This window comes from Streptomyces nigrescens, assembly GCF_027626975.1.
GTDB lineage: Bacteria > Actinomycetota > Actinomycetes > Streptomycetales > Streptomycetaceae > Streptomyces > Streptomyces nigrescens.
In genome coordinates this window covers 7580189-7594370 of the sequence record NZ_CP114203.1, presented here as the reverse complement: position 1 = coordinate 7594370, position 14182 = coordinate 7580189, and the positions used below count along the sequence as shown (strand labels likewise).

The 14182-nt window shown below is 71.0% G+C and carries 13 protein-coding genes; 2 read left to right on the top strand and 11 right to left on the bottom strand.

The features are described 5' to 3' along the window. Positions 1–9: 9 nt before the first annotated feature. The 9 genes from ruvA to pgsA form a co-directional block, all read right to left on the bottom strand. Complete coding sequence (gene ruvA, locus STRNI_RS33705) at positions 10–630, bottom strand: Holliday junction branch migration protein RuvA (protein WP_127149935.1); 621 nt, start codon at positions 628–630, stop codon at positions 10–12. After that, entirely contained in the window at positions 627–1199 is a 573-nt protein-coding gene (gene ruvC, locus STRNI_RS33700; RefSeq protein ID WP_018087638.1) for a crossover junction endodeoxyribonuclease RuvC, read from the bottom strand. The genes ruvA and ruvC overlap by 4 nt, the downstream gene beginning before the upstream one ends. Positions 1200–1350: 151 nt before the next feature. Then, on the bottom strand, positions 1351–2103 hold the full coding sequence (locus STRNI_RS33695) for a YebC/PmpR family DNA-binding transcriptional regulator (protein ID WP_026169283.1): 753 nt from the start codon (positions 2101–2103) through the stop codon (positions 1351–1353). A 132-nt stretch (positions 2104–2235) separates the two neighbouring features. Next, positions 2236–2829, bottom strand: a complete 594-nt coding sequence (pdxT, locus tag STRNI_RS33690) for a pyridoxal 5'-phosphate synthase glutaminase subunit PdxT (RefSeq protein WP_018087640.1) — start codon at positions 2827–2829, stop codon at positions 2236–2238. 11 nt (positions 2830–2840) lie between these two features. Then, positions 2841–3752, bottom strand: coding sequence for a pyridoxal 5'-phosphate synthase lyase subunit PdxS (pdxS, locus tag STRNI_RS33685; protein ID WP_018087641.1), 912 nt, complete (start codon positions 3750–3752; stop codon positions 2841–2843). 150 nt (positions 3753–3902) lie between these two features. Further along, complete coding sequence (locus STRNI_RS33680) at positions 3903–4448, bottom strand: LemA family protein (RefSeq protein ID WP_018087642.1); 546 nt, start codon at positions 4446–4448, stop codon at positions 3903–3905. A 537-nt stretch (positions 4449–4985) separates the two neighbouring features. Continuing rightward, a complete protein-coding gene (locus tag STRNI_RS33675; RefSeq protein WP_018087643.1) occupies positions 4986–6146 on the bottom strand; it encodes a glycosyltransferase family 4 protein in 1161 nt (386 codons plus the stop codon). After that, positions 6143–7129 (bottom strand): phosphatidylinositol mannoside acyltransferase, encoded by a 987-nt coding sequence (locus tag STRNI_RS33670; protein WP_093647667.1) that lies wholly within the window; start codon positions 7127–7129, stop codon positions 6143–6145. The genes STRNI_RS33675 and STRNI_RS33670 overlap by 4 nt, the downstream gene beginning before the upstream one ends. After that, a complete protein-coding gene (pgsA, locus tag STRNI_RS33665; protein WP_018087645.1) occupies positions 7126–7782 on the bottom strand; it encodes a phosphatidylinositol phosphate synthase in 657 nt (218 codons plus the stop codon). Before pgsA ends, STRNI_RS33670 begins: the two co-directional genes overlap by 4 nt. Positions 7783–8055: 273 nt before the next feature. On the opposite strand from pgsA, the gene STRNI_RS33660 reads away from it, so the two are divergent. Together STRNI_RS33660 and STRNI_RS33655 are read left to right on the top strand one after the other, a co-directional pair. After that, positions 8056–10254, top strand: a complete 2199-nt coding sequence (locus STRNI_RS33660) for an elongation factor G-like protein EF-G2 (RefSeq protein WP_277412567.1) — start codon at positions 8056–8058, stop codon at positions 10252–10254. 186 nt (positions 10255–10440) lie between these two features. Beyond that, entirely contained in the window at positions 10441–12120 is a 1680-nt protein-coding gene (locus STRNI_RS33655) for a hypothetical protein (RefSeq protein ID WP_167540636.1), read from the top strand. A gap of 34 nt (positions 12121–12154) precedes the next feature. Here the strand turns inward: STRNI_RS33655 and STRNI_RS33650 are convergent, their stop codons facing one another. After that, complete coding sequence (locus tag STRNI_RS33650) at positions 12155–13360, bottom strand: YncE family protein (RefSeq protein ID WP_277412566.1); 1206 nt, start codon at positions 13358–13360, stop codon at positions 12155–12157. After that, a complete protein-coding gene (locus STRNI_RS33645) occupies positions 13360–14136 on the bottom strand; it encodes a polysaccharide deacetylase family protein (RefSeq protein ID WP_277413351.1) in 777 nt (258 codons plus the stop codon). The genes STRNI_RS33650 and STRNI_RS33645 overlap by 1 nt, the downstream gene beginning before the upstream one ends. Positions 14137–14182 lie beyond the last annotated feature (46 nt).

Genomic DNA, 14182 nt, shown 5'->3' with positions numbered 1-14182 from the left:
TGGCGGCGGTCATCGGGCGCGGTTCAGGGTCTGCAGGGCGGCCTTGAGCAGCTGCGGCACCTGCGGCGCTCCGCCGTCGGCGACGGCCGCGTCGGCCTGCGGGGCGACCGCGGCGACCGCTTCGTCCGCTTCCCGGGTGGCATAGCCGAGGCCGATCAGGGCGGCGTGCAGCTGGTCGCGCCAGCCGGCCGTGACGGCGCTGCCGACGCCCGCGCGCCCGGTGCCCACCGGCTCCCCGAGCCGGTCCTTGAACTCCAGGAGCAGCTTCTGGGCGCCCTTCTTGCCGATGCCGGGCACGGCGGTGAGGGCCTTCTCGTCACCGGTGGCGACGGCCAGCCGCAGCGCGTCCGGGGAGTGCACCGCGAGCATCGCCTGGGCGAGCCGGGGGCCGACGCCGCTGGCGGTCTGCAGCAGCTCGAAGGTCTGCCGCTCGTCGTCGTCGGCGAAGCCGTAGAGGGTGAGCGAGTCCTCGCGGACGACGAGGGAGGTGGCGAGCTTGGCCTGCTGTCCGATGCGCAGCGCGGAGAGGGTGTCCGGCGTGCACTGGACAGCCATGCCGATACCGCCGACCTCGACGACGGCGGAGTCCGGTGCGAGGGCCGCGACCGGGCCGGAGACGAAGGCGATCATCGGGTGCCCTTCTGGGGTGTCGCCCGGCGGACGCCGGGAGCGCGGACGGGGGCGGCGCGACGGGCCGCGGCATGCGCCTGCTGGAGGCGGTTGACCGCGGGGGCGCGCCAGATGTGACAGATGGCGAGGGCGAGGGCGTCGGCGGCGTCGGCCGGTTTCGGTGGCGCGTCGAGCCGCAGCAGACGGGTGACCATCGCGCCGACCTGGGCCTTGTCGGCCCGGCCCGATCCCGTGACGGCGGCCTTGACCTCGCTGGGGGTGTGCAGCGCGACCGGCAGCCCACGACGGGCCGCGCACAGCATGGCGACCGCGCTGGCCTGGGCGGTGCCCATGACCGTACGGACGTTGTGCTGGCTGAAGACCCGCTCCACGGCGACGTACTCGGGGCGGTGCTCGTCGAGCCAGGCGTCTATCCCGCGCTCGATCTCGACCAGACGCTGGGCGATGTCGGCGTCCGCCGGGGTGCGGACGACGCCGACGCCGACCATCGTCAGCGGACGCCCCGCGACACCGTCGACCACCCCGACGCCGCAGCGTGTCAGCCCCGGGTCCACCCCCAGCACCTTCATCGGTCCCCGCCCCTCGCCCTATCGGTCAGCTGTGCCTGTCTCGGAAGCGCATGCCCCCTGATCAGCACAGTAGTGGCTGCCACTGACAAACCGACGGGCCGACGGGGTGTGTCCCCGTCGGCCCGTCAGACGACCGAGTGTGCCGCGCCGGTCAGGCGTCGACCTTGGCCATCGTCTCGTCCGAGACGTCGAAGTTGGCGAAGACGTTCTGCACGTCGTCGCTGTCCTCCAGCGCGTCGATCAGCTTGAAGATCTTGCGCGCGCCCTCTTCCTCCAGCTCGACCTGCATGGTCGGGACGAAGTTGGCGTCGGCCGAGTCGTAGTCGATGCCGGACTCCTGGAGGGCCGAGCGGACCGCGACCAGGTCGGTGGCCTCGCTGAGCACCTCGAAGGACTCGCCGAGGTCGTTGACCTCTTCGGCACCGGCGTCCAGGACGGCGCCCAGGACGTCGTCCTCGGACAGTTCACCCTTGGGGACGATCACCACGCCCTTGCGGTTGAACAGGTACGACACCGAGCCCGGGTCGGCCATCGAACCGCCGTTGCGGGTCATGGCGACGCGGACGTCCGAGGCGGCGCGGTTGCGGTTGTCGGTGAGGCACTCGATGAGCACCGCGACACCGTTGGGGCCGTAACCCTCGTACATGATGGTCTCGTAGTCGGCGCCGCCGGCTTCGAGGCCCGCACCGCGCTTGACCGCGGAGTCGATGTTCTTGTTGGGCACCGAGCTCTTCTTGGCCTTCTGGATGGCGTCGAAGAGCGTGGGGTTGCCGTCCGGGTCCGCGCCGCCGGTACGGGCCGCGACCTCGATGTTCTTGATCAGCTTCGCGAAGAGCTTGCCGCGCTTGGCATCGATCACGGCCTTCTTGTGCTTCGTCGTAGCCCATTTAGAGTGGCCGGACATCCGCCTGTCTCCTTCGCGTCACCAACATCTGAAACGAACGCCTTAGATCCTACCGGGGCCAGGTCACACGGTGTTACTCCCGCCCGTCACCCGGCCACCACCCGGATGGAGCGCCGGGGCCCGCCCTTCGGATCAGCCCCGGGCCCGCCGCACCATGTCCACGAACAGGGCGTGGACCCGGTGGTCGCCGGTGAGTTCCGGGTGGAAAGACGTGGCGAGGACGTTACCCTGCCGCACGGCCACGGTGTGCCCGTCGTACGTCGCCAGGACCTCGACCGCGCCACCGACCGACTCGACCCAGGGCGCCCGGATGAAGACGCCCTCGACCGGTCCGCCGGGGATCCCGGCGACGTCGATGGCCGCCTCGAACGACTCGTTCTGCCGCCCGAAGGCGTTACGGCGCACGATCATGTCGACGCCGCCGAACGTCTCCTGGTCCTCACGGGCGTCCAGCAGCTTGTCGGCGACCATGATCATGCCGGCGCAGGTGCCGTAGACCGGCTTGCCCGCGCGGACGAAGGCGCGCAGCGGCTCCAGCATGCCGAAGACGACGGCCAGCTTGGACATGGTGGTGGACTCGCCGCCCGGGATGACCAGGCCGTCGATCTCGTCCAGTTCCTCGGCACGGCGTACCGGCCGGGCCAGGGCGTCCGCCTCGGCGAGCGCGACGAGGTGCTCGCGGACGTCGCCCTGGAGAGCCAGCACACCGATGGTGGGGGTGCTCATCTAGGTGTCTCCTACCAGCCGCGGTTGGCGTAGCGCTCGGCCTCGGGGAGGGTGTCGCAGTTGATGCCGACCATGGCCTCGCCCAGGTTCCGCGAGACGTCCGCGATCACCTTCGGGTCGTCGTAGAAGGTGGTGGCCTTCACGATCGCGGCGGCGCGCTTGGCGGGGTCGCCGGACTTGAAGATGCCGGAGCCGACGAACACGCCCTCGGCACCGAGCTGGCGCATCAGCGCGGCGTCGGCCGGGGTGGCGACACCACCGGCGGAGAACAGCACGACCGGCAGCTTGCCGAGCTCGGCGACCTCCTTGACCAGCTCGTACGGGGCGCGCAGCTCCTTGGCGGCGGCGAACAGCTCGTTGTGGTCATAGCCGCGCAGCCGAGCGATCTCGCCCTTGATCTGGCGCATGTGGCGCACCGCCTCGACGACGTTGCCGGTACCGGCCTCGCCCTTCGAGCGGATCATGGCCGCGCCCTCGGTGATCCGGCGCAGCGCCTCGCCCAGGTTGGTGGCACCGCACACGAAGGGGGTGGTGAAGGCCCACTTGTCGGAGTGGTTGACCTCGTCGGCCGGGGTGAGGACCTCGGACTCGTCGATGTAGTCGACGCCGAGCGACTGCAGGACCTGCGCCTCGACGAAGTGGCCGATCCGGGACTTGGCCATGACCGGGATGGAGACGGCGTTGATGATGCCGTCGATCATGTCGGGGTCCGACATCCGGGCCACGCCGCCGTCCTTGCGGATGTCGGCGGGGACCCGCTCCAGGGCCATGACGGCGACGGCGCCCGCGTCCTCGGCGATCTTCGCCTCTTCCGGCGTGACGACGTCCATGATCACGCCGCCCTTGAGCTGCTCGGCCATACCGCGCTTGACGCGCGCGGTTCCGGTCTCGGGGTTCTGGGGCGTGGTGGGCGTGCTGGACACGTTTGACCTCACTCAGTGCGGGTGGCTGTACTGCTGGGCCCACACAACCGTTTGTGAGCGGCCCGGGAAAAGGGCCAATTAGAGGTCAGTGGCTCGTCACCGCCGGGAGTCGCCTTCTGCGGCCCCCGCCCCCGGTTCCCGCTGTCCGGCTCAGTTCCCGGCCGAGCGGTCGTCCAGGACGGCCGGCGGCTCGTCGTCCATCTCGAAGGCCAGCGGGAAGGGAGCGTGGCCGGCGAGCCGGAAATAGCGCACCACCCGGTGGCGGCGGACGGCGCGGGCGGCCCGTACGGCGTCGTTGTGGAACCGGCGGGCCATCGGGACGCGGCGCACCGCGGCGGTGAGCTCGGTGACCGTCTGCTCGCCGCCGGGTGCCTCCCGTACGGCCTCCAGCTGCGCGTCCTCCGCGAAGATCGCCCGCAGCGCCTGGCTCAGCTCACTCTCCGCGACCTCCCGGTGATCCTCCTCCGCCTGCCGTGCCTCGTGCGCGGCCTGGTAGAGCACGATCGAGGCGGCCGGGTCCAGGACCCCCGAGGTACCCACCTCCTGCGCGACGGAAGCCCGTCTCAGCAGTTGGGCGTCGAGGGCCGCCCTGGCCGCGTCGATGCGTGCGTGCAGACGGTCGAGACGGCCGGCCGTCCAGCTGAGGTAGATACCGATGAGGACGATCGCGGCGGCGATCCAGATGAACGTGGTCACGGGCGGTCACGATACGCGGCTGCTGCGCTTTGCTTTCTTCCCACGTTTTTGGCTTTCCCGCCATGGTGGTTTCTCGCCGTTGCGCCTGGCGGCGGGCCGGTCCGCTGCGCGGGGCTGTCGGGGTGCGGTGACGGGCCTCCGGGGCCGGTGTGTGGGACTGCTTCGCTTTACGTCCCACACACCGGCCCCTCCGGCCCGTCCCCTCCCGTTGGTGGGTGGGAAAAACGGCTGGTGGGGGTGCACGTCGCTGGTCCACTGCTCCTCGCGAAGCAGGAGTGAAATTGCCGTCTACGGACGCCCGCCCCCACGCACCGTCACTGACTCCTCCCACGGGAGGGGACGGGCCGGAGGGGCAGGGTTTCCGGACGTAAAGCGAAGCAGTCCGGAAACCCTGCCCCGGAGGTCCGTCACCGCACCCGACAACCACCCGCCCGCCGCAGGCGCAACGGCGCGGAACCCGCAAGCGTCACCCGCGCTCAAGCCCCGCGCAGCGGAGCCGCAAGCATCACCCGCGCCCAAGCCCCGCGCAGCGGACGGTCAATCCTTCGCCGGCCAGAGGCGATTACGTGGGCCGACCCGCTCATCCGTGGCCACGGAGGTGGCCCCCGTGGTGACCGTCTCGTAGACGGCGAGGATGTCGGCACCGACCGTGGACCAGTCGAAGCGGCGTACGTGGCGGGTGCCGCGCTCCCGCAGCTCGGCGAGGCGCGCCGGGTCACCCAGGAGACGAACCGCCGCAGCGGCAAGCGCCTCCGCGTCCTCGTTGGTGAAGAGTTCGCCGGCCTCGCCCTGGTCCAGGACCTGGGCGAAGGCATCGAGGTCGCTGGCAAGTACGGGCGCCGCGGCCGACATCGCCTCCACGAGGATGATGCCGAAGGATTCGCCGCCCGTATTGGGCGCGACATAGAGGTCGACGCTGCGCAGGAGCCGGGCCTTGTCCTCGTCGCTGACCATGCCGAGGAATTCGACCCGGGAGCGCAGCTCGGCGGGCAGCGCCGCGACGGCCTCCTCCTCGTCGCCGCGGCCTGCGACCAGCAGCCGGGCGTCCGGTACCTCGGCGAGGATCGCGGGCAGCGCCTTCATCAGGACCGGCAGGCCCTTGCGCGGCTCGTCGATCCGGCCGATGAAGCCGATCGTCCGTCCCTGCCACTCGGCCTTGGGCTCGGCGGAGGCGAAGAAGTCGACGTCCACGCCGTTGGGGATGACCACCGCATCGCCGCCGAGGTGTTCGACGAGGGTGCGGCGGGCGTATTCGCTCACCGCGATCCGTGCGCTGATCTTCTCCAGCGCGGGCTGCAGGATCGGATACGCGGCGATCATCGCCCGCGAGCGCGGGTTGGAGGTGTGGAAGGTCGCCACGATCGGGCCCTGGGCCGCCCAGCAGGCGAGCAGGCCGAGCGAGGGCGAGGCCGGCTCGTGGATGTGGATGACGTCGAAGGCGCCGTGCTGCAGCCAGCGGCGTACCCGGGCGGCGGAGAGGAAGCCGAAGTTGAGACGGGCGACCGAGCCGTTGTACGGGACGGGGACCGCGCGGCCGGCGGAGACGACGTACGGCGGAAGGGGGGTCTCGTCGTCCGCGGGGGCGAGGACGGAGACCTCGTGGCCGAGGCGGATCAGGTGGTCGGCCAGGTCCCGGATGTGGAACTGCACGCCGCCGGGGACGTCCCAGGCGTACGGGCAGACGATGCCGATCTTCACACGGGCTCCGTTCCGGAGGTGCCCGAGGCCGCGGAGCCGCCCGGGGCGCGGGGCTGCTCTTCACGCGGTTCCAGGTCGGCGAGCCAGAGCCGCTGCAGCATGTGCCAGTCCTCGGGGTGGTCGGCGATGCCGGAGGCGAAGGCGTCGGCGAGCGCCTGGGTCATGGTGGCGGCCTTCTCGGCGCGGGTGCCGGTCTCGGGGACCTCGATCTCCGGGTGGACCCGGCCGCGCATGACGGGGGTGTCGTCGTACCAGAGGGTGACGGGCAGCAGCAGGGCGCCGGTCTGTACGGCGAGCACGGCGGGGCCGGCCGGCATCTTCGTGGCCTCGCCGAAGAACTTGACCTCTATCCCGGAGGCGGACAGATCACGGTCCGCGACCAGGCAGACCAGCCCGCCGGCCCGCAGCCGCCGGGCGAGCGTGCCGAAGGCGGCGCCGCCGGTGTGCGGCAGCACCTCCATGCCCAGGCCCTCGCGGTAGGCGACGAAGCGGTCGTAGAGGGACTCCGGCTTGAGGCGCTGGGCGACGGTGGTGAAGGGGACACCGAGTTCGGTGGTGACCCAGGCACCCGCGAGGTCGTAGTTGCCCATGTGGGGCAGCGCCAGGATGACGCCACGGCCGCTCTTGAGCCCGTCCACCAGGTGGTGCACGTCCTCGACGGCGAAGCCGGCCCTTATCCGGTCCTTGCTCCAGGCCGGCAGCCGGAAGGACTCCATCCAGTAGCGCATGTACGAGCGCATCCCGGCCCGGGAGAGCTCGGTGAGCCGCTGCGGTGTGGCGTCCGGGACGACCCGGGCGAGGTTCGACTCCAGACGGAGGACGCCCTTGCCCCGGCGCTTCCAGGCGATGTCGGCGATCCGCCGGCCGAGCCGTACGGCAGCGCCTTCGGGCAGCTTCTTGACGGTGCTCCAGCCCAGGGCGTAGAGCGCGTCCGCCAGCTTCTCCGCGTCGATCCACGGCCGGCCGGTCCTGCGCGGGCTCATGCGCTGTTCCCCCCTTGTGCGATGGCGTCGGCCTCGGCCGACTCCCGTCGGACCGTCACCACGCGCTGGCCGAGGGTGACGGCACTGCCGATGCCGACGATCCACAGAGCGATCGGCAGCAGGATTTCGATACCGGGCACCCCGAAGGCGTGCAGCCCCGACAGACCGCAGGCCACCAGCGTGACGACCAGCCGCTCGGCGCGCTCCACCAGGCCGTTGACGTCCACCGGCAGCCCGATGGCCTCCCCGCGCGCCTTGGTGTACGAGACCACCTGGCCGCTGGCGAGGCAGAAGATCGCCATCCCGCAGAGCATCAGGCTGTCGCCCCGGCCCGCGTACCACAGGGCGAGTCCGCCGAAGATCGCCGAGTCGGCGACCCGGTCGAGGGTGGAGTCGAGGAAGGCCCCCCAGCGGCTGGAGCGGCCCAGCTGCCGCGCCATGTTGCCGTCGACGAGGTCGGAGAAGACGAACAGGGTGATGACGACCGTGCCCCAGAAGAACTCGCCCAGCGGGTAGAAGATCAGGGCGCCGGCCACCACGCCTCCGGTGCCGACCAGAGTGACCGCGTCCGGGCTGACGCCGATCCGGATGAGCAGGGCGGCGAACGGCGTGAGAACACGCGTGAAGAACGCACGCGCGTACTTGTTCAGCATGGCCTTCCCGGGAGTCGATACGGGCCGTGCGGTCTGACGGCCACCGGCGGGCCCATCGTAGCCAGGAGGTCAGGGGCCACCACGAACGCATCGCGGCGCGGGGTGCGTCCCGCGGCTCGGGGCCGCCCCCGCGCGCCCGCGGACGCGCCCGCAGGCCCCGGGGGGCGACGCGGACCCCTTGGGAGCACCGGCCCCGTGCGCCATGTATGGACGCATCATGGCCTCGGTGGAAAGCTCGAATCACCGCAAAGTGTCGACCTGGAGGCGAGACACATGAGCGAGAAGTCGAGTACACACCCGGGAGCCGCCGGCAGGGCATCAACGGCCGACCGGCCCACGGCCCTGCGCAATGTGGTGCTGGTCGGCCACAGCGGCTCGGGAAAAACCACTCTGGTCGAGGCCCTCGCGCTGGCGTCCGGCGCGGTCAACCGGGCGGGGCGGGTCGAGGACGGCGGCTGCCTCTCCGACCACGACGAGATCGAACACCGCCAGCAACGCTCCGTACAGCTCTCCCTGGTCCCGGTGGACTGGGGCGGAGTCAAGATCAATATCTTGGACACCCCCGGATACGCCGATTTCGTCGGGGAACTCAGGGCCGGTCTGCGCGCGGCGGACGCGGCCCTTTTCGTTGTCTCGGCGGCCGACGGCGTGGCCGGCGCGACCCGTATGGTCTGGGACGAGTGCGCGGCCGTCGGTATGCCGCGCGCGCTGGTCATCACCCACCTGGAGGCGTCCCGCGCCGACTTCGACGAGATGACCGAGCGCTGCCGCACCTCTCTGGGCGGCGAGGACCCGGACTCCGTCCTCCCGCTCTACCTCCCGCTGTACGGAACGCCGGGCGCCGACGGCCACTCCCCCGTGCACGGCCTGATCGGTCTGCTCTCGCAGCGGGTGTTCGACTACTCCTCCGGCGAGCGCACCGAACGCGCGCCGACGGCGGACGAGCTGCCGCTGATCGAAGCGGCCCGCAACCGCCTCATCGAGGGCATCATCGCCGAGAGCGAGGACGAGTCCCTGATGGACCGCTACCTCGGCGGCGAGGAGATCGACATCAAGACCCTCATCGGGGACCTGGAGACGGCGGTCGCCCGGGGCGCCTTCCACCCGGTGCTGGCCGCGGCCCCGGCCGCCGACGGCTCCAAGCAGGGGCTGGGCACCGTGGAGCTGCTGGAACTGATCACCGGCGGCTTCCCGACGCCCGTGGAGCGCGAGGCGCCGGCCGTCACCACCCCGGACGGTGCCCCGCGCCCGGCGCTGAGCTGCGATCCCGAGGGTCCGCTCGCGGCCGAGGTGGTCAAGACCTCCTCGGACCCGTACGTCGGCCGGATCTCGCTCGTCCGCCTCTTCTCGGGCACCCTGCGCCCGGACGAGACGGTGCATGTCTCGGGCCACGGGCTGCAGGACCGCGGCCACGAGGACCATGACGTCGACGAGCGGGTCGGCGCGCTGTCCACCCCGTTCGGCAAACAGCAGCGCCCGCTGTCCAAAGCCATCGCCGGCGATCTGGCCTGTGTGGCGAAGCTGACCCGCGCCGAGACCGGGGACACCCTCTCCGCCAAGGACGATCCGCTGCTGATGGAGCCCTGGACGATGCCGGACCCGCTGCTGCCGGTCGCCATCCAGGCCCACAGCAAGGCCGACGAGGACAAGCTCTCGCAGGGCCTGGCCCGTCTGGTCGCCGAGGATCCGACGATGTGCCTGGAGCACAACCAGGACACCCATCAGGTGGTCCTGTGGTGCCTGGGCGAGGCGCATGTCGATGTGGCCCTGGAGCGGCTGCGGACCCGCTACGGCGTCCAGGTGGACACGGTCGCGCACAAGGTGCCGCTGCGGGAGACCTTCGGCGCCCCCGCCGCGGGCCGCGGACGCCATGTGAAACAGTCCGGCGGCCACGGCCAGTTCGCGATCTGCGAGATCGAGGTCGAACCGCTGCCCGGCGGCTCCGGTATCGAGTTCGTGGACAAGGTCGTGGGCGGCGCGGTGCCCCGGCAGTTCATCCCGTCCGTGGAGAAGGGCGTACGCGCCCAGGCCGCGCGCGGGGTCGCCGCCGGGCATCCGCTCGTCGACATCCGGGTCACGCTGCTCGACGGCAAGGCGCACTCCGTCGACTCCTCGGACGCCGCGTTCCAGACCGCGGGCGCGCTGGCGCTGCGCGAGGCCGCCGGCGAGGTCCGGATCGACCTGCTCGAACCGGTGTCCGAGGTGAGCGTGATGGTTCCGGACGATTTCGTCGGCCAGGTGATGAGCGATCTGTCGGGGCGCCGCGGCCGGGTCGTGGGCACCGAACAGTCAGGGGCGGGACGCACCGTGGTGCGCGCCGAGGTGCCCGAGATCGAGATCGACCGGTACGCCGTCGATCTGCGCTCCCTCTCGCACGGCACCGGGCGGTTCTCCCGCGTCCACCTGCGGCATGAGCCGATGCCGCCGCAGCTCGCCGACAAGTGGCGGGAAGAGGCGGAGAACGGCGCATAGTTGACGGCTGATCAACCGTTGGAGCGGCCGCTGTCCTGCTCAACTCCTCTGGGCTGGACGGCGGCTGTACGCTGAGTGCCTGCCGTTGAACCGAGCGTTCGACGCCAGGGTGCGAGGTCACGGACTCGAAGACAGGCTCTCAGCAGGTGTGCCGTCAGCGGAAGTCGGGAAGAGCCGCATCATTGGATGCGTGCGGTGTGGGGGGCGGTAGTGGCAGACGGCTTTGACTTCAGTCCCGGGGCGCAGGTCCCGCTGTCGGGGAGCGCCGGGCAGACGGCGGCGACCCAGGCACTGGCCTCGGCCGCCTATCGGGACAGCCCGCTCGCCGATATCTCCAAGGCCGACTCGGACTCCGGCAAGTCCGCCATCAAGAAGCCCAAGCTGTCGCTGTTCGCGCCCAACCTCGGCGAGGCGTTCTCGCGCGCCGTGCAGGTGCGGATGCTCGGCGGCGGGCGCGCCGCGCTCATCCAGTCCTTCGGGACCGAGCCGCAGACCATCGTCGAGCACTGTCTGTCCGCGACCCGCATCCGCAAGCAGCGGGACGCCAAGCTGACGCTGCTGATGGTGCTGTTCGGGGTGCTGTTCCTGCCCGGTGTGCTGGTGTGGCTGGGCGTCTTCCAGCTGCGGAAGATGCTCTCCAAGGACGGCGCCGGCAAGGGCCTCTCCCTGATCGGCGGGGTGCTGCTGACGGTACTGGCGGTCCTCGGCCTGTTCTTCATGATCAAGCTGCCGTTCAACGGCTTCTGGCCGCTGTACGCCCGCGGCATGATCGTCGCCCCGGTGATCGGCTGGTGGCTGGCCAAGCAGATCTGCGAGAAGACCGCGGTGGCCATGCGGGAGTCCTGGAAGGGGCTGCTGGAGGGAGGTGGCGTGGCCGCGAAGATCCCCGAGGCGGTCCCCCAGGACCCGAACCAGATCGCCGCCGAAACCCTCCGCCAGAATCTCGCCAAAATCTCCGCCGAGCAGAGCAGCAACGTCATCTTCTACGCCGGCCCCAAGGGGATACTCGGCATGGGGACGCGCTGGGGCAGCTGGCAGCTCGCCGAGGAGCTCATCCCGGCGCAGGAGGGCAGCGAGATCCACCCGTTCCGCAGCTGGGACGTGATCCGGGCGATCCACGACAAGCTGCGGCTGCTGGAGCGCAGCCCGCTGCACACCGGCGGATTCCCCACGCCGTCCGTACGCCACTGGATCGTCTCGCCGGTCGGCGAGAAGGCCGCCGCCGTCAGCCGCCCCGAGGGCACCCATGTGGAGGCGTACCAGATCCGCGGGCACGAGATAGAGCGGATCTGCAACGAGCAGCAGTTCGGCAGCGGCAACCGCCACTACCTCGGCGTCCAGTTCGTCCTGTGGGACGGCCAGTTGGTGATCACCCTCATGATCACCGTCACCGTGCTCCACGAGACCCTGCGCATCGAGGTGACCGGCCATGCCCTCGGTCCGGTCAACGGCCTCTTCACGACGAAGCCGGAGCCCAAGACCAAGGACGTCGCCAAGGTCGTCAAGTTCTGGGAGACCAAGACGCAGCAGCTCCCGCTCATCGAGCCGCAGGAGGTGGTCCGGCTCGCCGCCCGCGCCCCGCTGACCTGGTTCCCGCCGGTCCTGGACTTCCTCGGCGGCAAGCTGACCCTGCCCGAGCCGTTCGGCCTGCGGCACGTCTGGGCCGACAAGCCCTGGCGCCACCGCTTCATGGCCGATGACGCGCTGCGCGCCGCGACCCCGGTGCTGCGCACGGTCCACTCCGCCGCGATGAGCGTCCTCAAGGAGAACGGCGTGGACACCGAGCGCTTCACCAACCGCTCCCTGGTGCTCAGCGGCATGATCCAGGGCGTGGAGCCGCAGAAGGCGGACGAGTACAACGCCTAGGGGGTGACTCCCCGAGCCCCCAGGGGCACCCCGGCTAGCGGAAGATGCCGGTGTGCCCCAGGGAGTACCGTCCCGGCTGCGGGTAGACCGCCAGACCGTGCGGGCCCTGGCCGACCGGGATCTTGGCGAGGGTCTTGCCGGTGCGGGTGTCCAGCGCATAGACCTCGGAGTTGTAGCGGCCGGACAGCCACAGCACCTTGCCATCGGTGGACAGACCGCCCATGTCGGGGCTGCCGCCGCCGCGGATGTGCCATTTGTCGACGAGCTTGCCGGTCCTGAAGTCGAGCAGGGAGATGGAGCCCTCACCGCGGTTGGAGACGTACATGTGCTTCGAGTCGCGGCTGACGTAGAGGCCATGGGCGCCCTTGCCGGTCGGCATGAGCCGGGGCCGGTCGAAGGTGTCGCCGTTGAGGACCCAGATGCCGTCGGCCATCATGTCGGCGATGTACCAGGTCCTGCCGTCCGGGGAGATCTTCACGTCCTGCGGCATCGCCCCCTCGAACGGCAGCTTCTGCTGGCCGATGACCTTCATCTTCTCGGTGTCGACCTTGAGCAGCTCGGCGGAGAACTCACAGGAGACGATGAAGTACCGCCCGTCCGGTGAGAAGTCGGCGTGGTTGACGCCGGCGCAGTTGACCGGGAGCGTCTTGCGGACCTCCATGGTGTGCGGATCGCGGAAGACCAGCTGCCGGTCCATGGAGGCCATCACGACCGCGTACTTCCCGTTGGGCGTGAAGTAGAGGTTGTACGGGTCATGGACCTTGACGGGGTCGCCGGCCTTGCCGGTGGCGGGGTCGATCGGGGTGAGGTCGTGCCCCCGGTTGTTGTTGACCCACAGCGTCTTCAGGTCCCAGGACGGCACGACATGCTGCGGCTGGACGCCCACCGGAATGGTCTCGATGACCTTGTACGTCTTCGGGTCGATGACGCTGACCGTGTCGGAGCCGGTGTTGGGGACATAGATCCGCGAGGGGAAGTCCTTGACCTGCGGCGCCAGCATGCCCGGCCGGTCCGCCGCATAGATGTCGTGCTCGTCCAGCAGCGGCGGCATCCCCGGCAGGCCCGGCTTGGCGGCCTTGACCGGCGCGCGCTCGACCGGCCGGGGGCTCTGACCGGCCCGTTCGTTCTCGTCGCCGCTGCCACAGCCCGCGGCCACCAGCGCGCAGGCCACGGCGAGCAGCGCGGCCCGGTGGCGCGCGCGCAGGCTCCGACGGTCGTGGGTACGGTTCCGGTCAGCCATCAGGTCACTAGCTCCGTTGTCGTCACCGCGCGCAGACCGCGCCGGCGGAGGCCGTCGAGGATCGGGGGCAGCGCGGCCACCGTGCCCGCGTGCCCGAGGTGGAGGCTCACGACCGAGCCCGGCCCGACCGAGTCCAGGACCGTGCGCTGGACGGCGGCGGCACCGGGGTCGTTCGCGTCGAGGGAGTCCACGTCGTAGGAGAGGACGTGCGGATAGCCGGCCTTGCGGGCCAGCTCGGTCACCAGGGGCGTGGCCCGCCGGGTCTGCGAGGGGCGGAACCAGCTGCCGATGGTCCCGGTGAGCTTGCGCAGCCGGTCGGCGCAGCCGCTGATCTCGGCGTAGGCGTCGGCGGCCGGCAGGGCGCAGATGTTGCGGTGGTGCAGCGTGTGATTGCCCAGCTCATGGCCGCCGTCGAGGATCCGGCGGGCCATCGCGGGCTGCTCGTCGAGCCAGTCGCCGATGGCGAGCACGGTGACCCTGACGCCGGAGCGCTCGGCCTCGCCCAGCAGGGCGGTCGCCATCCCGGGGTCGCCCCGGCCGTGGAAGGTCAGTGCGACCGCCCGGCCGTTCCGCGGCCCGTGTTCGATCTGTACGGGCAGGCCGGGCACCCGGGTCGGCGGCCGGGCGGCGCGCACCGGGGCGGGCGAGGCGTGGCCCGCCCCGGAGGGGCCTGGTCCGCCGGCGGAGCGGGCGGCTCCGGGGTCCTGGTCCCGCGTCGGGTCGCAGCCCGTCACCAGCGCTCCGGCGGCCGCGGCCGAGGCGGCCGCACGCAGCACGGAGCGGCGATCTAGGGAAGTCACCACCCCATTAGAGGGGCAACTA

Bases quoted from the DNA above. Each gene is read 5' to 3' on its own strand.
- STRNI_RS33670 (WP_093647667.1), bottom strand. From the start codon at position 7,129: ATGAGCCCGCGCAGGACCGGCCGGCCGTGGATCGACGCGGAGAAGCTG.
- STRNI_RS33650 (WP_277412566.1), bottom strand. From the start codon at position 13,360: ATGGCTGACCGGAACCGTACCCACGACCGTCGGAGCCTGCGCGCGCGC.
- ruvA (WP_127149935.1), bottom strand. From the start codon at position 630: ATGATCGCCTTCGTCTCCGGCCCGGTCGCGGCCCTCGCACCGGACTCC.
- pdxT (WP_018087640.1), bottom strand. From the start codon at position 2,829: ATGAGCACCCCCACCATCGGTGTGCTGGCTCTCCAGGGCGACGTCCGC.
- STRNI_RS33660 (WP_277412567.1), top strand. From the start codon at position 8,056: ATGAGCGAGAAGTCGAGTACACACCCGGGAGCCGCCGGCAGGGCATCA.
- STRNI_RS33695 (WP_026169283.1), bottom strand. From the start codon at position 2,103: ATGTCCGGCCACTCTAAATGGGCTACGACGAAGCACAAGAAGGCCGTG.
- pgsA (WP_018087645.1), bottom strand. From the start codon at position 7,782: ATGCTGAACAAGTACGCGCGTGCGTTCTTCACGCGTGTTCTCACGCCG.
- ruvC (WP_018087638.1), bottom strand. From the start codon at position 1,199: ATGAAGGTGCTGGGGGTGGACCCGGGGCTGACACGCTGCGGCGTCGGG.
- STRNI_RS33655 (WP_167540636.1), top strand. From the start codon at position 10,441: ATGCGTGCGGTGTGGGGGGCGGTAGTGGCAGACGGCTTTGACTTCAGT.